Source organism: Tessaracoccus zhenghani, assembly GCF_054552775.1.
Genome location: NZ_CM137275.1, coordinates 2668323 through 2691117 on the forward strand (window position 1 = coordinate 2668323; position 22795 = coordinate 2691117).

The window sequence follows — 22795 nt, forward strand, 5'->3', positions numbered from 1 at the left end:
CCCGGATCATGCCTTCTGGAGGGCGATCTTCAGCCCCAGCTCATCGTCGACATCCGTGGCTTCAGCCACCGGCGCGTTCGTGAGATCGACGGCCAGCACCTCGCCGGCGATGAGGCTCCGGTGGGTCTCGACGGCGTCGCCGAGGGGGCCGTCGGCCTCGACGGTGACGCGGATCCGGTCCGTGATCTCCAGCCCGGCGCGCTTGCGGGCGTCCTGGATGAACCGGATGACCTCGCGGGCCAGGCCGGCCAGCACCAGGGCCGGCGTCAGCTCCAGGTCGAGCGCGACGGTTTCGCCCTGCTCATTGACCACGGACCAGCCCTCGCGGGGCCGCTCGGTCACGATGACGTCGTCGGCGGACAGCTCCACCTCTTCGCCCTCGAACTCGATCAGGGCGCGGCCGACGTCGCGGAGCTGCCCGGCGAGCCAGGCGGCGTCCAGCTCGGCGATGACCTTCGCCACGAGCGGCGTCTTCTTCGCGAAGCGCTTGCCGAGGTTGCGGAAGTTGCCCTTGGCGGAGAAATCGACGAGGTCGCCGGCCGAATCGAAGGACTCGATGGATTCGACGTTCAGCTCGGCTTTGACCTCTTCCTGCAACTCGGGCGAGAGCTTGGCGAAGATTCTCGACGGCACCAGCATGCGGCCCAGCACCTGGCGCACCTTCATCTTGGACTCGGCGCGCGCGGAGCGGCCCAGTTCGACGGTGCGCTGGGTCAGCTTCATCGCCTCGGTCAGTTCCGGGATGATGAGCGACTCGTCCGCCACGGGCCACGAGGCCAGGTGGACCGAGTTGGGGCCCTCCGGGTCCGCGGCGTGGAACAGGTCCTGCCACACGCGCTCCGTGACGAACGGCATGATGGGGGCCAGCAGGCGGGTGAGCGTGTCGAGCGTCTCGTGGAGCGTCCACAGGGCGCCCTCGTCGCCGCTCCAGAACCGGCGACGGGAACGACGCACGTGCCAGTTGGACAACGCGTCGATGAAGCCGGCGAGGGCCTGGCCGTAGCGCTGCGTGTCGAAGTTCTCGAGCGCGTCCGTGGTCTCCAGGATCAGCTCCTGGGTGGTGGAGGTCAACCAACGGTCCAGCACGTGGCGATCTGCCACGGCGGGAGCGGTGCCCGTCGGAATCCAGTTGGCGGCGCGCGCGTACAGGGTGTGGAAGGCGACGGTGTTCCAGTACGTCAGCAGCACCTTGCGCACGGTCTCGCCGATGGTGGTGTCGCCCACCCGGCGGGCCGACCACGGCGAGCCGGAGCACGCCATGAACCAGCGCACCGCGTCGGCGCCGTGCTTGTCCATCAGCGGGATGGGTTCCAGCACGTTGCCCAGGTGCTTGGACATCTTGCGGCCGTCGTCGGCCAGGATGTGGCCCAGGCACACGACGTTCTTGTACGCCGATTCGCCGAAGACGAGGGTGCCCACCGCCATCAGCGAGTAGAACCAGCCGCGGGTCTGGTCGATGGCCTCGCAGATGAAATCAGCCGGGTAGCGCTCCTCGAACATCTCGACGGAACCCTCGGCGTGCGGGTAGCCCCACTGCGCGAAGGGCATCGAGCCGGAGTCGAACCAGGCGTCGATGACCTCGGGCACGCGCCGCGACTCCTTCCCGCAGGTGGGGCAGCCGAAGGTGATGTCGTCGACGAACGGGCGGTGCGGGTCGAGCGCCAACTGGTCCTGCCCAGTCAGCTCCGAGAGCTCCGCGCGGGAACCGACGCACACCTGGTGGTCGTCCTCGCAGCGCCAGATGGGCAGCGGCGTGCCCCAGTAGCGGGTGCGTGACAGGGCCCAGTCGACGTTGTTGGTGAGCCAGTCGCCGAAGCGGCCGTGTTTGATGTTCTCCGGGTGCCAGGTGGTGTCCTCGTTCTCGGCGAGCAACTGGTCCTTGATGCGCGTGGTGCGGATGTACCAGGAGGGCATGGCGTAGTAGAGCAACGGGGTGTGGCAGCGCCAGCAGTGCGGGTAGCTGTGCGTGTAGTCCAGCTTGCGGAACATCAGGCCGCGCGAGGTGAGGTCTTCGACGATGAACGCGTCGGCGTCCTTGAAGAACATGCCGCCCACCAGGCTGAGGCCCTCCTCGAAGGCGCCCTCCCTGGTGACGGGGTTCACGAACGGCAGCCCGTAGGCGCGGCAGACGGCCATGTCGTCCTCACCGAAGGCCGGGGCTTGGTGGACCAGGCCGGAGCCGTCCTCCGTCGTGACGTAGTCGGCCAGCACCACGAAGTGGGCCTCGGCGGGGAACTCGACCAGTTCGAGCGGCCGCTGGTAGGACCAGCGCTCCATCTCCGCGCCGGTGAAGGACGCGCCCAGCGTCCATTCCTCGCCCAGCACCTGCTCGGCGAGCGGTTCGGCGACCACGAGCGACTTCTGCTCAGGGTGGCTGGCCACCCGGTAGGTGACCTCCGGATGCACCGCGACGGCGGTGTTGGACACCAGCGTCCAGGGTGTCGTCGTCCAGACCAGGAGGTCGACGTCGTCGGCGAGCGGGCCGGACGTGAGCGGGAAGCGCACGTAGATGGAGGGGTCGGTGACGTCCTCGTAGCCCTGCGCGAGTTCGTGGTCCGACAGCGCGGTGCCGCAGCGCGGGCAGTACGGCGCGACGCGGTAGTCCTCCTGCAGCAGGCCCTTGGAGTGGATCTGCTTCAGCGCCCACCACAGTGACTCCACGTACTCGGGCGTCATGGTGACGTAGGCCTTGTCGAGGTTGACCCAGTAGCCCATCCGCTCCGTCAGATCGGAGAACGCGTCGACGTGGCGCAGCACGGATTCGCGGCACCTGGCGTTGAACGCCTCCACGCCATAGGCCTCGATGTCGGCCTTGCCGGAGAAGCCCAGTTCCTTCTCGACGGCGAGTTCGACGGGCAGGCCGTGGCAGTCCCAACCCGCCTTGCGCTCCACGTGGAAGCCGCGCATCGTCTTGAAGCGGGGGAACATGTCCTTGAACACCCGCGCCTCGATGTGGTGGGTGCCGGGCATGCCGTTGGCGGTGGGCGGACCTTCGTAGAACGTCCAGGGCTCACCGCCCTTGGAGTTCTCGAGGGACTGGTCGAACGTGCCGCGCTCAGCCCACAACTTCAGGATGTCGTGCTCCATCGCCGGGAAATCGACCTGGGCGGGCACGGCGCGGTAGCCGGGAGTGGTGCTCATCGGGTGGGTTCCTTCTTCGTCTGCAATGGCGAAGGGACGAGCCGTGGCCCGCGGTACCACCCTTCTTGGACGCGTGAGCGCCCCGCTTCATTCGCTGCCGCAGCCGGTTCTAATGAGTGGAGATCCACCGTTCTTCCGGCAGCTCCGGGGTGATGGCCCCATCCGCGCCGTGCGGTCCGTGCCATTATGCGCCGAGTGCGGCGCCGACTCAAGCCCACGCGGCGGTCGGCGCCCCGCCGGACGACCTCCATGGCAACATTGAGCCGATGGGGATGGAAGGGAGGTGCCTGAATGGCCGATGCTGAGGCCTGGCGGCACTGGGCGACCCTCCGCAACCTGCACTTCTTCCCCGCGTGGGAGGCCATGACGGGTACCTTCCGCGGCGGCGGCCTCCACGTCGGCGGACAGCGCGCGATCACCGTCGGGTGGTCCGGCACCTATGCAGGCCTGCCCTGCTTCGGTTTCCGGGCGACGGCGGGTTCGGACCCGGCCGGTCACCTCCACGTCGTGGCACTGCGGGTGCCGGGGGTGCGGTTCCCTTGGCTGAGCATCGAGGTGGCGGATTTCACCCAGTCCGGCCCCGGCATCCCCATCGAGGCGGATTTCGACCTGGCCTGGCGGGTCAGCGCCGCCCACCCCCAGTTCGCCAACGACGTGCTCAACGAGGCCGTCCGCCAGTTGCTGATCCCCATCACCGCGGACTTCTCGGAGATCTGGTTCGAGCACGACGCCGTCCTGCTGAGCGCGCGCGGCCGCGTCGAGCCCGAGCACGTGGACCGGTACCTGGACCTGCTCCGCAAGATGGTCGACGCCATCGATTCACGGGTGCTCGACGCCATCCGGCCCCGCCCCTACCAGCGCGCCCTGCCCGCCTATCTCACCGCCTCGGCCCCCGCGCTGCGCACCGCGGCGCCGAGGCCCGTCGTCCGACGCGGCACCACCTGGCAGGAGTGGGCGGGACAGCGCGGCTGGCTCTACTACGCCAACGCGCGCGAGATCGTCGAACGCTTCAATCAGGGCCCGGTGCCGTCCGGCAGGTTCGTGCACGGTTTCGTGGGCCGCTTCGGCGACCTCCCGTGCTTCGGCTGGCAGTGGATCTCCGCCCCCGAGCAGGGCACCAAGATCCGCCAGGTGCTCTGCGTGCGACGCCCGGGCCTGGTGATGAACCCCGTGCGGCTGACCGCGGAGAACGCGTTGCTGGCCGAGTTGATGGGCACCAGCGACATCGAGGTGGGCGACCCCACGTTCGACGCCCGCTGGCGCGTCACGTCGTCGGACGCGGACGCCACCCGTCGCCTGCTGGGCCCGGCCGTGTGGCGGTTCTTCACCGCCCCCACCACACCGGAGTTCAGCCAGTTGTGGCTCGAGCGGGAGGTGGCCGCCGTGGTCATCGAAGGCGCGGCGCCGCGGGAACACGTCGACGGGTACCTGCGCTTCCTGCACGACATCATCGGGGCCGTCGCCCACACTGTCGACGGCGGCTGAGGCGGGGCCGGCTGCCATAGACTCGCCGGCATGACGATCTTCAATGTGCCGCTGGACGAGTTGAGGCAGCGGGGCAGCATCAAGTGGCGCCGCTTCGAACCGGACGTGCTGCCCATGTTCGTCGCCGAGATGGACGCGGAGATCGCTGTCGCCGTCCGTGATCGGATCGAGCGCGCCATCCGCGATTCGGACACCGGTTACCCCGAGCTGCCCGCCTACCAGGAGGCGATGGCCGACTACGCGCAGTGGCAGTGGGGCTGGCAGTTCGACACGGCCGACGCCATGCTGGTCGCGGACGTCGTCACCGGCATGCGCGAGGCCGTGCTGGCCTTCACGGAGCCGGGGGACCGGGTGCTGATCAACCCGCCCGTCTACCCGCCCTTCCGCAGCGTCAGCCGCGCCCGGGAACTGGTCACCGCCCCCATGCTGGAGAACGGGCGGCTGGACCTGGCCGCCATCGAGGCCGCGTTCGTCGAGCACCGCCCCGCGCTGTACCTCCTGTGCTCGCCGCACAACCCCACCGGGGCCGTGCACACTGTCGAGGAACTGCGGGCGGTGGCCGCGTTGGCCGACGCACACGGCGTGATCGTCGCCTCCAACGAGATCCACGCACCGCTCGCCGGCACCCGGCACACCCCCTACCTCCAGGCGGCGCCGGGCGCGCGCGCGGTCATCATCACGTCCGCGTCGAAGTGCTGGAACCTGGCGGCCCTCAAAGCCGCGCTCATCATCGGCCCGGCGGAATTGCGTGGCCGCATCAACCCCGTCGTGTCGGACTCCGCCTCCTACTTCGGCATCCTCGCCCACACCACCGCGCTGCGCGAAGGCCGCGAGTGGCTGGCGCAGGCGTCGCAGGAGATCGACGCGAATAAGGTGTTCTTCGCCGAGGAACTGGCCCGGCAGCTCCCGCAACTCAGTTACACGCCGTCCGAGGGCACCTATCTGGCATGGCTCGACTGCTCGCCGCTGGGCTTGGTACACCCCGGCCGGCACTTCCACGAAGTGGGCCGGGTGCGGTTCAACTTCGGCACGGACTTCTCGCCTGAATCCACCCAATTCGTCAGGGTCAATCTGGCCTCTTCGCGTGAGATCATCACCGAGGGCATCAGGCGGATGGCTTCGTCCATCAACTAGTTTCGCGGGTCCTGACCGCTAACCTTCTGCCTAGTGCCAATCCGAGGAGATGACGATGACGCGACCCATGGCTGCATGGCGCACCACCTACACGCCCGGTGCGTGGCTTGCCCTGACCGGGCCGAGCACCCTGGTGGTCATGGCGCCCCCGCCGGCGCGCGCAGCAGCCACGGTGAACGAACTCTGGCTGAGCGTGGTGGCCGCCGGCTCCCTGGACGCGCTGCTGACGCTCGTCTCGCAGGTGGGCCTGGATTCCATGCCGGATCTGGGTGCGTTCCACTGGGACGACGACGGGCTGCACGGTCTCGCGCGCGGCCGCGTGCGGGTGGTCGACACTGATTCCGGGGATGTCGTCCTGCAGGGCGAGGGGAGCGTGACGTGGCGCGAGGAGCACCTGGGCCGCGAGCGCAACCTCGGCATCACGCTGGAGGAGTTCGACGCGGACCAGGCCCTGCAGTTGCCGCTGGTGGTCGGGGCGGCCACCGTCTCGGCCGTGTTCCTGACCACTGATCCCGCCGCTCTCGTGCGGTTCCCCACCGCGGACGAGCCGGCCGGCACGCCGCAGTTCGTCCCCACCGCGGCCCACGTCTCAGACGACGACGCGCCGGTGGACGTCGTCCATGACGAATTCTCGGAGGCCATGGTCCTCGACGCCCCGCCGTCTGAGGAATTCGACGCGGACGACACCGACGAAGCCGGCCCGGAGGAGATCGCCGCAGCGCTCAGCGCCGTCATCCCGCCCCCGGTCGCGCCCGAGGTGGTCGTGCCCCCCATCGCGGAGCCCGCATCGCTGTCGTCGCCGGCTGAGCGACCGGCGCCCGTCGTGGTGCCGCGCTCGTTCGGCGAGGTGGAGGAGGACGACGGCGGCACCATCTTCTCCACGGGACTGGCCGCCACGCACAAGCCCGCGCCGCCGGCCGACGAGCGGCCGGACCCGCAGGTGCTGGCCGTGCCGTGTGTCAACAACCACCCCAACGCCCCCGGCAGCCGCACCTGCCGCATCTGCCAGTACCCCGTGGACTCGTCGAACCCGCGGCTCATCCGCCGCCCCGTCCTGGCGGGTGTGCACACCAACCGCGGCGACTTCGCCGACATCGTCGCCGGCATCGTCGTGGGCCGCGCCCCCGATGCGGGCCACGGCCCGTCCGGCAGCCACCTCATGCGGGTGGCCAGCCCCAGCAACGACATCTCGCGCAACCACCTGCTGATCACCACGCAGGACTGGAACGTGCACGTCACGGATCTGGATTCCACCAACGGCACCACTGTGCTCCCCGCCGGCGAACCCCCGTTCACCCTGCGCGATGGTGCCTCGGTCCAGGTGGGGATCGGCACCGTGCTCGACCTCGGTGACGGCGTTTCGCTGCGCATCGAGCCGCCCCGCGGTTAGAAGAGGAGGACCAGATCTCCGTGACGGACGCTCCGCTCGGGCCAGCCAGGCAGGCTGCCCGGCCCCTTCGGATCATCGCCCGTTTCCTCCGGCGGTTCTGGCAGGCCCTCCTCGTCGTCGTCCTGGCGATCGCCCTGGGCGTCGCCGCGTACCTCAGCCCGGGCCTCGTGCAGGCAGACGTGCACCTCGACGAGGGCATCGTCTTCGTCGGCAAGCGTGACGACGGACTCATGGGCACCGTCAACGCCCAGATCGACGAGCTGTCCGCGGCGACGGCCACCGGCGACTCCAGGTTCCAGCTCTACCAGCACCAGGAGCACGCGCAGGCCTTCCTGCCGCAGTCGTCGAACCTGCATCCGTACCTCCCCGGGCGCAACATCCTGGAGCGCGCCACCAAGATGCCGCCCAACGCGGTGGTGCAGCAGGTGGGCGGCTCCATGCTGGTGTTCGACCAGGAGAACGGGCGCGTCTGGCACGGCACCCTCGACGAGATGCTGCGGGTGGACTTCCTCCGCGACAAGCCGGATCTGGAGGTGGGCGAGTTCGGGGTGGCCACCCTGACCGTCAGCGGGAAGGCCATCGGCCTCAACGTCTCCGCCAGCACGCTCGTGCGGCTCGAGGGCGACGTCGTCCTCACCACTGCGGTGCCCATCGAGTTCGACCCCGCGCGCCGCAGCTTCGAGATCTCCGCCGTCGGTGACAACGCCGTCGTCCTGGACCGGCACAACGCCCAGATCTGGGTGGAGGGGATGCCGAAGGCGTTCACCATCAGCGGGCAGTCGCAGGCGGTGCTGCTGCCGCCGGTGGCAGACGTGCTGCACGGTGAGGACGGCGCCCGGGCGCTCTTCGCCAACGAGGCCGGGCTGGGCGCGATCACGCCGGACGGGTTCCGCTCCATGTCCGGGCGCATGGACCTGAGGCCGGTGCGCCCCATCCAGGTGGCGGACTGCCTCTACGGTGCGTTCCAGGGAGGCCCTGGAGTGCTCCGGGTCGTGAAGCGCTGCGCCGGTGAGGAACCGGTGGTCACCGAGCTCGACCACCTCACCAGCGACGGAACCGCCCTGGAGTTCCAGGTCAACCGCACGACGGTGGCCCTCAACGACATGGCCAACGGCACCGTCTGGCTGGTGGACAAGGGCACCGTGATCCTGCCGGAGGCCTGGTCGCACGTGCGGCCCATCGTCGAGCGCGAAGACAGCGAGTACACCGAGGGCGACCCGACGGTGCTCCCGGACCGCACCCTCGACAACCGCGCCCCCATCGCCAAGGACGACCGCCTGGGCGCCCGCGCCGGCGTGGCCACCATCATCCCGGTGCTCGACAACGACACGGACCCTGACGGCGACGTGCTGACCATCTCCGTGCCGGACGACCTGCAGATCGACGGCGCCACGGTGCAGCCGGTGCGCGGCGGGTCGGGGCTGCAGATCACTGTCGACTCAGATGCCAGCGGCGAGATCGTCGTGCCCTACACCGTCGACGACGGCCGCGAGAAGACCGCGACGGCCAACGCCTATGTCACGGTCCACCCGGCGGAGCCCGGCGGCGGCAACCAGCCGCCCGCGCTGCGCGGCAAGCATGACCCGGACGTGCCGGCCCCCCAGCCGCTGCGGGTCACCAAGGGCGACTCCGACGTGAAGTACCGCGCGCTGCTGGACTGGCGCGACGCGGAGGGCGACCCGCTCATCCTGGTGAAGGCCTGGATGGACCCCCAGTTCAGCGACATCGTGCAGTTCCGCCCGGACGGTGAGATCACCTACACCGACCTGGGCACCACCTTCGGGCCCAAGACCATCCACGTCCAGGTGGCGGACCGGCACGGCGCCGTCACGACGGACCAGCTGCAGGTGCTCGTCTCGGAAGAGGTCGTGCCGCCCACCACCTACGGCGACTTCGCCACCACCATGCAGGGCGAATCCGTCACCGTAGAGCCGCTCGCCAACGACATCCGCGCGATCAACCTCACGGAGGTCAACCCGGTCGACTGCGCGGAGTGCGTCGAGACGTCGCTGGCGGACAACCGCTTCACGTTCACCTCGGACAGGGTGGGCGCCCACTACATCAACTACAGCGTCAACAACGGCGCCAGCGGGCTGGTGCGCGTGGACGTGCTGCCGCGGCTCACCAACCGGCCGCCCGTGCCGGTGGACGACGTCGCGCACCTCCCGGCGATGGGCTCGATCACGGTGGACCCGCTCCTCAACGACACGGACCCCGATGGCGACGTCCTGGTCATCCAGACCATCACGGACGTGCCCCCCACGCTCAACGTGACCATGGAGCGCCGCACGCTGCTGACCATCGAGGCGACGGCGGAGCTCACCGGCACGGAGAAGTTCCACTACCACGTCTCCGACGGCACCGCGTCGAAGCGGGGCACCATCCAGGTGGTCGCCACCGACGCGTCGGACCAGATCGGGCCGCGGGTCGAGGACGACCTGCTGCGCGTGCGCGCCGGCGCCACGGGCGCGGTCAAGGTGCTGGAGAACGACACCTCGCCGGACGGCCGCGACCTCACGATCGACGCCGAACTGGTGGACAACCCGTTCGGCGACAACGCGTGGGTGGAGGGCGACACCGTGCGGGTCAGCGTCCCGGCGGGTTCGGCCCCGGGCGTCAGCCAGGTCCGCTACCGCGCCGTCGACAGCACAGGTGAGGCCACCGACGGCATCGTGCGGGTCACCATCGTGTCCGAGGAGGCCTCCAACGCGGAGCCCCCGCAGCCCCGCCAGGTGATCGACCGCGTGCTCGCAGGCACCACCACCCGCATCCCCATCCCGCTCGACGGCATCGACCCGCAGGGCGACTCGGTGCGGCTCGTGGGCCTGGGCTCCATCCCGACGCACGGCCGCGTCCTCAAGGTGGGGGAGCGGTACTTCGAGTACGAGGCGTTCCTCACCTCCGCAGGCACGGACACGTTCCGCTACGTCGTCGTCGACAGCCACGGCGTCGAGGCCACCGGCGAGATCCGGATCGGCGTGGCCCAGCCCAGCAAGACCAACAACAAGCCCATCGCAGTCATGGATGAGATCCGCACGCGCCCGGGACGCCAGGTGCAGCTGGATCCCCTCTCCAACGACTACGACCTCGACGGCGATCCCATCAAGTTCGCCAGCGAGGAGCCGGCGCGGATGCGCGCCGAGATCCCCGTGCAACTGGTGGATAACCGCGAACTGGTCATGACGGCGCCGGAGGAGGAGGGCGACTACGACGGCACCTACGACATCGTCGACCTCCGCGGCGAACCGAACTCCGGGCTCATCAGGCTCACGGTCGACGAGGAGGCGCCCCTGCTGCCGCCCGTGGCCCGCGACGACCTCGTCGACGTGGCCCAGCTCGCGGATCAGCAGTACGTCGAGATCGACCCCCTCGCCAACGACTACGACCCCGACGGCCCGCGTGACGAGCTCACCGTGGACCTCCCCGACACCGATGCCGAGGACGACCTCGCGCCCCGCCTCACCGACGAGGGCAAGGTTTCCATCGGCGTACGCGACACCATGCAGCAGATCCGCTACCGGGCGGTGGACGACGACGGCCTCGGCACCAACGGCGTGATCACAGTCCCCGGCCGCGGCGACGTGATGCCCACACTGAAGGACCCGGCGCTCCAGATGACGGTGCGGGCCGGCGAGAACCTCCAGATCAACGTCAACGAGGTGGTGCAGGGCACCCAGGGCCGTGAGGTGGAACTCGCCAGCGTCGAGAACATCAAGGGCTACCCCGGCACCGGCCTGGCCCGGGCCGCGGGTCTGAACGCCGTGGAGTACCAGCCGGGGCTGGCGGATTTCGGCCCCGCCGCCGTCGTGTTCGAGGTCAGGGACGTGATGCCCGCCTCCAGCGCCAGCACCGACGTGAGCAGCGCGTTCATCTCCATCCCCGTGACGGTGTTGCGCGCGAAGGTCAGCGGCAGTTCGGACCCCGACCAGGAGGGCTACCAGGTCAACCAGGCGCCCGTCCTGCTCACGGAGCGTCCGGTCCTCGAGGTCGGCGCCGCGGAGGATGAGCAGAGCATCGACGTGACGGCCTTCTTCCGCGACCCCGAGGGCGACAGCGTGCGGCTACTGGAGCGTCCGCGCCAGATCCGCGGCGACGCCCCCATCGAGTGGGAGGAGCACGGCAACCGCATCGTCGCGCGCGCCCTCGATTCGGCGCGCAAGGGCCAGTCCGTCGTGCTGCAGGGCGAGGTGATCGACGGTTCGGTGGACGCCAACACCGCCCGGTTCGAACTCACCGTCCTGGTGGTGGCCTCCCGGTTCCAGAAGGTCTCCGCGTCCGAGGTGGTCGTCGAGGTCGACGCCGGCCAGTCCATGCCGGTGCCGGTGCTCGGCGACAACGTGGTGTCCTACCTGCCGCACGACCAGCAGGTGTTCCTCGAAGGCGCGCGGGTGGTCAGCGGCGGCGGCAAGGCCGTGGCGGACCCGGGGGCAGGCGTCGTGACCGTCTCGCCGGCGCCGGGGTGGCACGGCACGATGGTGGTCAGCTACTCGGTCAACGACGCGCTCCGCGACCCCGAACGGGTGGTCAGCGGGGTCATCCAGGTGCGGGTCCGCGACGTGCCCGGCCGCCCCGGGAACCCCTACGACATCGTCGCCGGCGACGGTTCGGTCACCTTCAAGTACACCCCCACCGGCACGGGCGGCGACGTGCCGGCCAATGTCACCGGCACCGCGTTGGCGACCGCGCCGGGCCTCCCACCCGCGGAGGGCACCTGCTCGCGCGGCATCTGCAGCATCCGTGGCCTCACCAACGGTGTCCCGTACACCGCGACGGTGACCGAGCAGAACTCGGTCGGCCCGTCGGAGATCTCGCCGCCGTCCGCGGCGTTCCACCCCGACGCCAAGCTGCTGCCGCCGCAGGTGGTCCAGGCCGCCACGGGAGACCGCGGCCTCACGGTCTCCTGGGTGCACAACCGGATCACCGATTCGGAGTTCGGTTCCAGCGGGGTCAAGGGCTACCTGGTCCGTCGCTACGTCGACGGCGCCGAACAGCCCGACAGTCCGCAGACGGTCTCGGCGGACCAGCGGGCGCTGTGGTGGGCCAACCTCGTCAACGGCCAGTCGTCGCAGTTCCGGGTGCAGGCCCTCAGCGACCACGCGATCGTCTCCAACGCGGCCCACTTCGATTCCGACCTGTCGGACGCCTCGAACAGCGAGTACCCCGTCGGGGCGCCGATGGGCTCCATCGCCGTGACGCCCACCACCATCCAGGACGACATCGGCGGCGGCTTCCGGGTCTCCTTCGACGTGTCGGGGGTGGACCCCAACGGCGACCCCACCATCGCGCAGTACCGCGTCGTCCCCGTGGCGTCGGGCCGCGAGCGCACGGACCGCCAGGCAGTGGTGGCGCCGACGGGGGCCACCACCCTCCAGGCGGCCATCCACGGGATGGGCACCGAGGCCACCCAGTTCCGCGTCTACGCGAAGAACCGGCACAGCGAGGTGGCGCTGGGCATGTCGCCGACACCCATCACCTCGTGGGCCCGGCCGAAGCTCACGTCCGTGGAGGCCACCCCGGGCGACGGCCAGGTCACCGTCAGCGTTGCCCACACCATGCCGCGCAACTCCCCGGGCGTGATCCAGTACTCGATGGGCGAGGGCTGGCACCAGCTCCCCGGCGACGGCGTCATCAGGCCGCTCGTCAACGGGCGCCGGTATCAGCTGCAAATCAAGGCGGTGCTCGACCAGATGGAGTCCGCCGTGGAGACCCGCACCGGCTTGCGTCCCCAGGGCGCCGAGCCGACGCCTCCCCAGGTCGCCTCCTACTCAGCCGTCGACGAGAGCCGGGTCACGGCGCGTCTCAGCGGAAGCGCAGACGACTGGGAGGCCACCAACGGCTGGGACCCGACCGCCTTCGAGTTCTGCTATCCGGGATCGAGGGGCTGCGTCTGGTCCAGCCAGCGCAGCGGCGCGGTCCCCTACGGCGAGCAACAGATCCCGTGGCGCGTCAACGAGCAGAGCTTCAGCCACCTCCCGGCGATCTCCGCGGTGTCGACGGCGCCCGTCCTCCCGCAACTCCAGAACGACCAGCTGACCTTCAAGTTCAGCTACGTCGACTCCGGCAGCTGCACCATCGAGCTGAGCGGTGAGGGCAAGCAGCAGCAGGAAGTGGTGCCGGCGGGCAGCGACGGGGTCATCTACTACCAGCCCACCGAGCAGTACATCTCGGCGGACCCGGTGACCGTCACTCCCAGCCCGGCGGAGCCCGGTGGCCCCACCCCCGAGCCCACCACCTCCACCCCGCCGGACATCAAGCCCACCCGGATCGACGTCACCTGCACGCTGAACGGCTCCACCCAGACCTGGAGCAGGATCAGATGAGCCCGAACGAAGGAAACCAGAGCCAGTGAATCCCGAACAAGCCCGGTGGTTCGGCGAGAACTTCGCCAACATCGTCGCCAACATCGAACGCGTCATCATGGGCAAGACGGAAGCCGTCCGGCTGGCCGTCACCTGCATGCTCGCGGAAGGGCACCTCCTGCTCGAGGACTACCCGGGCACCGGGAAGACCACGCTCGCGCGCGCCATCGCCCAGTCCGTGCAGGGCACCAACAGCCGCATCCAGTTCACGCCGGACCTGCTGCCCTCGGACGTCACGGGTGTGACGATCTTCGACCAGAAGTCCGGCGACTTCGAGTTCCACCAGGGCCCCATCTTCGCCTCCATCGTGTTGGCCGATGAGATCAACCGCGCCTCTCCGAAGACCCAGTCGGCGCTGCTCGAGGTGATGGAGGAATCGCGGGTCACCGTGGACGGGCAGTCCTACAACGTCGGCCAGCCATTCATGGTGATCGCCACCCAGAACCCCATCGAGCAGGCCGGCACCTACCGCCTGCCGGAGGCGCAGCTCGACCGTTTCCTCATGAAGACGGCGCTCGGCTACCCGGACCACGACGCCACCATGCGGATCCTCGCCACCGGCGGCAGCCGGCCCAGGTCGACGGCGCTGCCGTCGGTGCTGTCCACCTCGCAGGTGGCGGAGATGAGCCAACTGGCCGCGTCCGTGCACATCGAGTCGTCGATCTTCGACTACATCACCCGCCTCACGGAGGCCACCCGGCACGTCGACGACGTGCGGCTGGGCGTCTCCGTCCGCGGCGCCCTGGCCCTGGTGCGCTCCACCCGCGTGTGGGCCGCGTCGCTGGGGCGGCACTTCGTGGTGCCGGACGACGTGAAGATGCTCGCCATCCCGTGCCTCGCGCACCGTCTCATCCTCGACCCGGAGGCCGAGTTCAACGGGGTCCAGGCGGTTGACGTCATGGCCGAGGTGGTCGGTTCCGTGGAGCCTCCGACGGAGCGTCAGTCCGCCTGATGACCGCAACTCCCGCGCGGTGGGAAGCTCCCGAAGTTGTGGACCCACCCACGTTCGACGGCCTGCGCCGGTTCTATGACCGGCTCCGCCGCGTCACCGGCCTGCGCACCAGCGGCTGGATGGCGCTGGCCGCCGGCGCCCTGGCGTTGGCGCTCGGCCTGGGCTTCGGGTGGCTCGAGTTCACCGTCGCGGGAGTGCTGGCGGTGGTCACCGTCGGGCTGTGCCTGCTGTTCACCATCGGCCGGCCCACGCTCGAGGTGGGGCTGCGGCTGGCCGGCCGCGCCGTCGTCGTGGGTGACCCGGCCCGGGGGGAGCTGATGGTGCGCAACGCCGCACCCCGCCGCCACTGGGGTTCGCGGCTGGACCTGCCCGTCGGGCCGGTGTCGACGAGCTTCTCGCTCCCGTCGCTGGTCTCCGGCGCCGTGTCGCACAACACGTTTCGTATCCCCACGGACAAGCGCGGTCTTGTCACGGTCGGCCCCGCCCAGACGGTGCAGGGCGACCCCTTCGCGCTTGCAGGCCGCTCCACCACCTGGACGGAGGCCCTCGAGCTCTACGTCCACCCCCGCACCGTGCGGCTGCCCGGGCGGCAGGCCGGCTTCGTCCACGACCTCGAGGGCCACGCCAGCTCCCACATCTCGTCGGCCGACATGAACTTCCACGCGCTGCGGCCCTATGTCGCCGGCGACGACCGGCGCCACGTCCACTGGCGCTCCACCGCCCGGGCGGGCGAGTTGATGGTGCGGCAGTTCGAGGAGTCGCGCAGGTCGCGCGTCGTCGTCGCGCTCGACACCGGACGCGGCGCCTACCTCGACGACGCCGAGTTCGAACTCGCCGTGTCCTGCGCCGCCTCGGTGGCGCTGCAGACGCTGTACTCCGAGTCGCCGCTGGCGGTGCTGACCACGCACGAGACCCTGATGAGCGTCACGCCCACCAGGACGCTGGACGAGTTGTCGCTCGTCGGGCAGAGCACCCGCGGCGGCATCGCGGACCTGGTGCACACCACCATTCGGCGCGAGGCGTCGGCGTCCGTGGCGGTCTGCATCACCGGCTCGACGGCGACCCTGGCTGACCTGCGCCGGGCCTGCGCGCGTTTCGACGTCGACACCCGCGTCGTCGGCATCCGCGTGGCCGACGGGGCCGAACTGCGGGCCCGCTCCGCCAGCAACGTGACCGTGCTGCAGGTGGGCACACTCGACGAGTTGCCCCGCGCCATGCGGAAGGCCATGCAGTGAGCGCCCCCGCCCGCCGGGCCCTGCCGGCGCACGACGCCACCCCGTACGAGCTGTCCCGACGGTGGCGCTGGGCCGCCGTCGACGCCACCGCGATCCTCGTGCTGCTGGCCCTGGTGGCGCTCTCCTTCTACCCGGTGTACGGCACCCTCTGGCTGTTCGTCTCGGTCCTCGGCTTCGGGGCCGTGGGCATCGGCCTGGCGATGGTGTCGGCCCTGCGGCACTGGTCCTCGGGCGTCACCTCCCTGGCCGCCGCCGGGGCGTGGTTCCTCTTCGGCGGCCTGCTCACCATGCCGTCGTCGACGATCGGCTTCGTCGTCCCCACCCCGCGCACGCTGTTCGGCCTGCTCGTGGGGCCGGTGACGGCGTGGCGCGACATGCTGACGCTCGACCCGCCCATCGGCGAGACCTACAACCTGCTGACCGTGCCCGGGCTGGTGGGCCTGACTGCCGGCCTGCTGGCGATGGTCATCTCGCTGCGCTCGCGTCGGCCCATGATGGCCTGGCTCCCGCCGGTGCTGGGCTACCTGATCGGCGTCGTCGTCGGCTCGCAGGTGGCCTACCGCCCCCTGGTGGTGGGCGGCCTGCTGTTCGTCGTGGTGCTCGTGTGGACGAGCGACCGCCGCGCCGTGGTGCGGGGTCAGCTCGCGGGCAGCGCGAACCGGCTCAAGCCGTTGCGCGCGCTGCTGGGCGCCGGCGTGCTGGTGGCCGCCTTCGCGGTGGCGCTGGCCACCGTGCCGTTCATCTCGCCCACCCCGGCGCGCGAGACCCTGCGCACGGCGATGGAGCCGCCCATCGACCTGGAGCAGTTCGCCTCACCGCTGCAGGGGTTCCGTGCCAACATCACGCAGCACCGTGCGGAGGTGCTGTTCGACGTGCTGGGGGCGCGCCCGGACGACATCGTGCGCCTCGCCACCCTCGACAAGTACGACGGCATCAGCTACCGCGTCTCGACGCTCGACGACACCGCGGTGCAGGCCACCACCTTCACCCGCGTGGGGCAGTGGATCGCCGACGACACCGAGGGCGACGACCTCACCGTGCGCGTCACGGTGCGCGGTTACGACGGCGTCTGGACCCCGACGGTGGGGCGCAGCACGCAGGTGGCCTTCGAGGGGCCTCGCCGCGTCGAGCTGGGGGAGAACTTCTTCTACAACCGCAGCTCCGGCACCGGCCTGAACGTGGCCGGGCTGCGCGAGGGCGACACCTACGAGCTCGGCGCCCGGGTCGCGCCCCGCCCCCCGGACGAGGAGATCGCCAAGGCGCGCGCCGGCCGGTTCGACCTGCCGGAGACCAACGGCGTACCGGACGAGCTGATCGCCGCGGCCCGCGCCTGGGCCCGCGACGGCGGCACGGCCGGCCAGCTCGCGCTGACCCTGGAGGAGCGGCTGAGCAACGGGTACTTCAGCCACGGCCAGGCCGACGAGGTCGCCTCGCTGTCCGGCCACTCCGAGCGGCGCCTGATCGACCTCCTCGCGGACCCGGAGTTGATGGTCGGCGACCACGAGCAGTACGCCGTCGCGATGGCGCTGATGTCGCGGGAGTTGGGCATCCCGGCGCGGGTCATCTACGGCTACCAGGTGGACACGGGCAGCGCGATCTCCGGCGGCCACGTGGGCGCCTGGACGGAGGTCTACCTCGAGGGCCTCGGATGGGTGGTGTTCAACCCCACGCCGCCCGAGGACCGCGAGCCGCCGGAGGACGACGAACGCACGCCGCCGGAGCAGCTTCCCTTCATCGAGAACCCGCCCCCGCCGCCGCAGCGGCCCGAGGTGCCGCCGCCGGACGAGTTGCTGCCCATCGAACCGGGCGAGGCCCCGGAGCCGGAGAGCCGGATCGACTGGGCGCAGATCGGCGCCATCGCTGCTCTCACCGCCATCCCACTGCTGACCATCGTGGCGCCGTTGGCGCTGGTCATCGGGCTGAAGCTGCGCCGTCGCTCCCGTCGGCGCAACGACACCGTCCTGGCCAACCGGATCGCCGGTGCCTGGGCGGAGTTGGTGGACCGCGCCCGCGACGTGGGCCGCTCGCCGTCCATCTCGGCCACCCGGTCCGAGCAGGCTGAGGCCCTCGTCAGGGACTTCCCGAAGGTGGCGGCGGTGGCGGACCCCATCGCGCTGGCGAAGGAGGCCGACTGGCTGGTGTTCGCTCCCGGCGAGCCCAGCGAGACCACCGCCCGCGAGTACTGGCGGTCCTCGGCGGCCATCCACCGCGGCATGCGGCGCTCCGTCAGTTGGGTGCGCTGGCTCGCAAGCTACCTGTCGACCAAGTCGTTCCGGAGGATCAAGTGATGCGGTGCTGCCCATCTCACCCCACCGGCCGCCGTGCCGGGTGGCACCCCTACGGGTATTCTCTGCATGTATCTGGTCTAGGAGGAGCTAGGTGAGTCGGCTGATTCCACGCGGTGCCGTGGTCGCTGGGCTGGGGAAGCGTTTCCTCGCCGCGGTGATCGACGCGCTGCCGTTCCTCGTCATCGGCGCCCTGGGCGCGTTCGCCGGGCGCTCCGCCAGCGAACCGACGGTGGCCCTGGTCATCGCCATCGGCGCCGGCGTGCTGTCCCTGGCTTTCGCCCTGTACCAGTGGTGGGCCTACGCCGTCCGCGGCGCGGGCCTCGGCGCGCAGGCCATGGGACTGCGGCTGGTGTCGCTGAAGGACGGCGAACCCATCGGCTGGTGGCGCGTGTTCCTGCGCCACGTCGTGTTCTCCGCGGTGCTGGGCACCGTCATCGGCGGCATCGCGCTGCTGATCTTCCTCGTGATCCACGAGCGTCGCCAGGGCTGGCACGACATGGCTGTGTCCGCCGTCGTGGTGCAGCCCAGGGAGGCCGAGGCTCGTCCCGGCAGCACGGCCCCGCGGAAGACGGCCCAGGCCAGCACCGTCGGGTTGCCGCCCCACCTGTCGAGCTCGTTCAGCCCTCAGCCCGGCACCACTGCCACACCCAACTGGGATTCCTTCGCGCCGCGCGGCACCCAGCAGGGCGCTCCGCAGCAGGGAGCGCCGCACGGCGGCCTCCCCCCGCAGCCCCGCACCCAGCTGTCAGCGCCGGACTGGTTGCCCGGCGTCCAGTCCGAGCCCGTCGAGCCTGCGCCGCAGCAGGCGCCCTTCCAGGCCTCCGCACAGTGGCGACCGCCGGCCGCCAAGACCCCCGCCCCGTCGCCGTGGCAGGCCCCGCAGCCGCCCAAGCCGGAGCCGACGCCGGCTGAGTCGCCCAAACCTCCCCGCGCCTGGATCCCGCTGCCCACCCCCACCTCGGTGATCGAACCGTCCATGAAGGTGCGCCGCCGAGACTTCGGCGAGGTGGAGGACAACGAAGGCACCCGCATCGCCAACCTGCCGTCCACGGCGAGCCGCGACGGCGGCGAGGGCTGGTATCTCCGCCTCGACGACGGCCGCGAGGTGGAACTCACCGTCACGGTGCTGCTGGGCCGCAACCCGCAGAAGGGCCCGGAGGACCCGGAGGTGCACCTGGTGCCCGCGTCGGGCGACGGCCGGATGATCTCGCGCACCCACGTGCAGATCGGGACGGACCCCCGCGGCGTGTACGTCGTGGACCGCGGCTCCACCAACGGCACGGCCCTCGTCACGCAGGGCGGCGAGCTGGAACCCTGCCCGTCCGGCACCCAGGTGCGGGTCAGGGAGGGGCAGCAGGTCAGCTACGGCAACCGTTGGTTCACCGTCCTGCGCCGCCCCGTCATCTCCTGAGCACGCCTCTGGGCCGGTCGCCGCGGCGTTAGGATCGACGACATGCTGCTGAGCGACCGCGACATCCTGGCCGAAGTGCACGCCGGGAACATCCTGCTGGACCCCTGGGATCCCGTCATGGTGCAACCCGCCTCCGTCGACGTGCGCCTGGACAAGCTGTTCCGCGTGTTCGAGAACCACCGATACCCGTCGATCGACCCGTCGGTGGAGCAGCCCGAGCTCACGCGCCTGATCGAGGTGGCCGAAGGCGAACCCTTCGTGCTGCACCCCGGGGAGTTCGCTCTGGCGTCCACGTACGAGCGGATCACGCTCGGCCAGGCGCTGGCGGCCAGGCTGGAGGGCAAGTCGTCGCTGGGCCGCCTGGGTCTGGTGACGCATTCGACGGCGGGCTTCATCGATCCCGGCTTCTCGGGCCACGTCACCCTCGAGCTGTCCAACATGGCCACGCTGCCCATCAAGTTGTGGCCGGGCATGAAGATCGGCCAGTTCTGCTTCTTCCAGCTCAGTTCTCCGGCGGAGCACGCGTACGGCTCTGAGAAGTACGGCTCCCGTTACCAGGGGCAGCGCGGGCCCACGCCGTCGCGCTCGCACCTCAACTTCCACCGAAGCCAGGTCTGATCCGCCCATGAGTGTCGGCAGGGGGATGGGTGGGGGCCGGGTCCTCGGCCGGCTCGCCACTGGATCCGAGATCCGTGACCACAAACTGGACCGCGGCACCGCGCGCCGCGTCATCGCCTACGGCGGACCCTTCAAGGGCCTGATCCTGCTCTTCCTGGTCAGCGTCACGCTCGGGAGCGCGCTGTCGGTGGTACCGCTGCTGCTGTTCCAGCGGATCATCGACGACGGCGTGCTGGCGGGCGACGTCCGGCTCATCGTCGTGCTGTCGCTGGTGGTGGCGGGCATGGCCGTCGGTTCCGCGGCGCTGTCCATCGTTGAGCGGTGGTGCTCGGCGCGCATCGGCGAGGGGCTCATCTATTCGATGCGTACCCAGATCTTCGACCACGTGCTGCGCATGCCCATCGCGTTCTTCAGCCGCTCCCACACGGGCAAGCTGGTCTCGCGGCTCCACTCGGATGTCAACGGCGCGCAGCAGGCGTTCACCTCCACGCTGTCGTCGCTGGTGTCCAACGGCGTCACGCTGCTGCTGGTGCTGGGCTCCATGCTGGCGCTGTCGTGGCCGCTGACGCTGGGCGCGCTGGTGCTGCTGCCCATCTTCATGGTGCCCGCCCAGTTGGTGGGCAGGCGGTTGGCGGACCTCTCCCGTGACCGGATGCAGCACCAGGCGGAGATGTCGGCCACCATGACCGAGCGGTTCTCCGTCTCCGGGGCGCTGCTGGTGAAGCTGTTCGGCGACCACGCCACGGAGAACGCCACGTTCGCCTCGCAGGCCAGGGCGGTGGCCGACGGCGGGGTGATGATCGCCATGACCTCGCGGGTGTTCATGACCGCGATGACCTTCGTCGGGGCGTTGGCCACGGCGCTGTTCTACGGCTTCGGCGGCTACGCCGCGGTGGAGGGTCAGCTCACCGTGGGTACCCTCACGGCGCTGGTGGCCCTGCTGGCCAGGCTGTACGGGCCGCTGATCCAGCTGAGCTCGCTGCGGGTGGACGTGATGACGGCGCTGGTCAGCTTCGAGCGGGTGTTCGAGGTGCTGGACCTGAAGCCCCTGATCGTCGACGCGCCGGACGCGAAGCAGGTGACCGGGCCGCCGAGCGTCGCCTTCCGTGACGTGTGGTTCACCTACCCGGACGCGCAGAAGGTGTCGTTGGAGTCGCTCGAGCCCGCCATGGCGGTGGGGGAGTCGGCCAACGAGCCGGTGCTGCGGGGCGTCACGTTCGAGGTGTCGCCGGGGCAGACGGTCGCCCTGGTCGGCCCGTCGGGCGCGGGCAAGACCACCCTCACGCACCTGCTGGCGCGGCTCTACGACGTGGATTCGGGCAGCGTGGAGATCGGCGGCACGGATGTGCGCGAGCTGGCGTTGTCGTCGTTGCAGGACGAGATCGGCTACGTGACGCAGGACGCGCACCTCTTCCACGACACCGTGGGCGCCAACCTGCGCTACGCCAAGCCCTCGGCCACCGACGACGAGCTGTGGGCGGCGCTCGAAGCGGCCCAGATCGCGGGCCTGGTGCGGCGGCTCCCCGACGGGATGGCCACCGTGGTGGGCGAGCGGGGCTACCGGTTGAGCGGCGGCGAGCGGCAGCGCTTCGCGATCGCCCGGCTGCTGTTGAAGGCCCCGCCCACCCTGGTGCTGGACGAGGCGACGGCGCACCTGGATTCCGAATCCGAGCACCTGGTGCAGCAGGCGCTGGACAACGCGCGGGAGGGGCGCACGTCGATCGTGATCGCGCACCGTCTCTCCACCGTGCGGCATGCAGACCAGATCCTGGTGGTCGAGTCCGGCCGGATCGTTGAGCGCGGTACCCACGCGGAGCTGCTCGAGTCCCGCGGTCAGTACGCGACGCTGTATTTCACGCAGTTCTCCGACGACTGAGCCGCCGCTCGGGGTGGCTCAGTAGTTGTCGGCGGACTCGACGCTGGCTTCGGGCACCTCGCCCGCTTCGACGCCTTCAGCGCCCGCGAGAACCGAGGCGCTGCCGCTCAGGCCCAGGCGCGTGGCCCCCGCCTCGACCATCGCGTTGGCGGTGGCGTAGTCGCGGATCCCGCCGCTGGCCTTCACCCCCAGGCGGTCGCCGACGGTCTGCGCCATCAGCGTGACCGCGTGCACCGACGCGCCGCCGCTGGGGTGGAAGCCGGTGGACGTCTTCACGTAATCCGCCCCGGCAGCCTCCGCCGCCCGGCAGGCCGCGACGATCTCGTCGTCAGTCAGGGCGGCCGACTCGATGATGACCTTCAGCAGCACGTCTGGGGCGGCCTCGCGCACGGCGCGGATCTCGGCCTCGACGAGGTCCGCGCGGCCCTCCTTGAGGAGGCCGATGTTGATCACCATGTCCACCTCGTGGGCGCCTAGGCGGGCCGACTCGGCGGCCTCCCCAGCCTTCCCCGCCGGGGTGTGGTTGCCGGATGGGAAGCCACACACCGTGGCGACCAGCACCTCGCCCAGTTCTACGTCGATCGGCAGCATCGACGGGGAGACGCACACCGAGTACGTGCCCAGCTCGCGTGCCTCGGCCACCAGCGCGGCCACCTGGGCGCGCGTGGCATCCGTCTTCAGCAACGTGTGGTCAATCATCTGGGCTAGTGCCGAGCGGGTGATCTGCATTGCGGTCCTTTCGTTTCTTGCATCGTAGCTGTCCATTTGGGCGGGTGTTGCGCACTTCCAACGAGCGCTTGTCTTCTCAAGGTGACCGCCACAAGGGGCGACGGTGAAGGTGCAGGACAGGTGTGGGCACCGATGAGAAGGGACTCGGATGTCCACAGTGACAACACGACATGTGGT

Annotated in this window: 12 protein-coding genes; 10 read left to right on the forward strand and 2 right to left on the reverse strand. The window is 70.3% G+C overall.

Annotation, left to right across the window (positions count from 1 at the left end):
* Positions 1-6 precede the first annotated feature (6 nt).
* Entirely contained in the window at positions 7-3141 is a 3135-nt protein-coding gene (gene ileS / locus ACX1DX_RS12560; protein WP_459396861.1) for an isoleucine--tRNA ligase, read from the reverse strand.
* A gap of 291 nt (positions 3142-3432) precedes the next feature.
* On the opposite strand from ileS, the gene ACX1DX_RS12565 reads away from it, so the two are divergent.
* The 10 genes from ACX1DX_RS12565 to ACX1DX_RS12610 all read left to right on the forward strand — a co-directional run bounded on the left by ACX1DX_RS12565 (position 3433) and on the right by ACX1DX_RS12610 (position 21889).
* Positions 3433-4626, forward strand: a complete 1194-nt coding sequence (locus tag ACX1DX_RS12565; protein WP_182766329.1) for a hypothetical protein — start codon at positions 3433-3435, stop codon at positions 4624-4626.
* A gap of 30 nt (positions 4627-4656) precedes the next feature.
* On the forward strand, positions 4657-5760 hold the full coding sequence (locus ACX1DX_RS12570) for a MalY/PatB family protein (protein ID WP_459396862.1): 1104 nt from the start codon (positions 4657-4659) through the stop codon (positions 5758-5760).
* Between the two features lie 55 nt (positions 5761-5815).
* Positions 5816-7150 carry an FHA domain-containing protein gene (locus ACX1DX_RS12575; RefSeq protein ID WP_459396863.1) on the forward strand — a complete coding sequence of 445 codons (1335 nt, stop codon included), beginning with the start codon at positions 5816-5818 and terminating at the stop codon, positions 7148-7150.
* 20 nt (positions 7151-7170) lie between these two features.
* Entirely contained in the window at positions 7171-13470 is a 6300-nt protein-coding gene (locus ACX1DX_RS12580) for an Ig-like domain-containing protein (RefSeq protein ID WP_459396864.1), read from the forward strand.
* 25 nt (positions 13471-13495) lie between these two features.
* The gene (locus ACX1DX_RS12585; protein ID WP_076063068.1) at positions 13496-14461 is read left to right on the forward strand and encodes an AAA family ATPase; all 966 of its coding nucleotides are present in this window, start codon (positions 13496-13498) and stop codon (positions 14459-14461) included.
* Positions 14461-15696, forward strand: coding sequence for a DUF58 domain-containing protein (locus ACX1DX_RS12590; RefSeq protein WP_459396865.1), 1236 nt, complete (start codon positions 14461-14463; stop codon positions 15694-15696). Before ACX1DX_RS12585 ends, ACX1DX_RS12590 begins: the two co-directional genes overlap by 1 nt.
* Positions 15693-17984, forward strand: a complete 2292-nt coding sequence (locus ACX1DX_RS12595; RefSeq protein WP_459396866.1) for a transglutaminaseTgpA domain-containing protein — start codon at positions 15693-15695, stop codon at positions 17982-17984. Before ACX1DX_RS12590 ends, ACX1DX_RS12595 begins: the two co-directional genes overlap by 4 nt.
* A gap of 91 nt (positions 17985-18075) precedes the next feature.
* On the forward strand, positions 18076-19395 hold the full coding sequence (locus ACX1DX_RS12600; RefSeq protein WP_459396867.1) for an RDD family protein: 1320 nt from the start codon (positions 18076-18078) through the stop codon (positions 19393-19395).
* Between the two features lie 42 nt (positions 19396-19437).
* Entirely contained in the window at positions 19438-20013 is a 576-nt protein-coding gene (gene dcd / locus ACX1DX_RS12605; RefSeq protein WP_182762739.1) for a dCTP deaminase, read from the forward strand.
* 7 nt (positions 20014-20020) lie between these two features.
* Positions 20021-21889 carry an ABC transporter ATP-binding protein gene (locus tag ACX1DX_RS12610; RefSeq protein WP_459396868.1) on the forward strand — a complete coding sequence of 623 codons (1869 nt, stop codon included), beginning with the start codon at positions 20021-20023 and terminating at the stop codon, positions 21887-21889.
* Between the two features lie 18 nt (positions 21890-21907).
* On the opposite strand, the gene deoC is transcribed toward ACX1DX_RS12610, so the two are convergent.
* Positions 21908-22618 (reverse strand): deoxyribose-phosphate aldolase, encoded by a 711-nt coding sequence (gene deoC, locus ACX1DX_RS12615; RefSeq protein ID WP_459396869.1) that lies wholly within the window; start codon positions 22616-22618, stop codon positions 21908-21910.
* Between the last annotated feature and the right edge of the window lie 177 nt (positions 22619-22795).

Excerpts from the sequence above, each read along its gene's own strand:
- ileS (WP_459396861.1), bottom strand. The coding sequence starts at position 3,141 with ATGAGCACCACTCCCGGCTACCGCGCCGTGCCCGCCCAGGTCGATTTC.
- ACX1DX_RS12565 (WP_182766329.1), top strand. The coding sequence starts at position 3,433 with ATGGCCGATGCTGAGGCCTGGCGGCACTGGGCGACCCTCCGCAACCTG.
- ACX1DX_RS12570 (WP_459396862.1), top strand. The coding sequence starts at position 4,657 with ATGACGATCTTCAATGTGCCGCTGGACGAGTTGAGGCAGCGGGGCAGC.
- ACX1DX_RS12575 (WP_459396863.1), top strand. The coding sequence starts at position 5,816 with ATGACGCGACCCATGGCTGCATGGCGCACCACCTACACGCCCGGTGCG.
- ACX1DX_RS12590 (WP_459396865.1), top strand. The coding sequence starts at position 14,461 with ATGACCGCAACTCCCGCGCGGTGGGAAGCTCCCGAAGTTGTGGACCCA.
- dcd (WP_182762739.1), top strand. The coding sequence starts at position 19,438 with ATGCTGCTGAGCGACCGCGACATCCTGGCCGAAGTGCACGCCGGGAAC.
- ACX1DX_RS12610 (WP_459396868.1), top strand. The coding sequence starts at position 20,021 with ATGAGTGTCGGCAGGGGGATGGGTGGGGGCCGGGTCCTCGGCCGGCTC.
- deoC (WP_459396869.1), bottom strand. The coding sequence starts at position 22,618 with ATGCAGATCACCCGCTCGGCACTAGCCCAGATGATTGACCACACGTTG.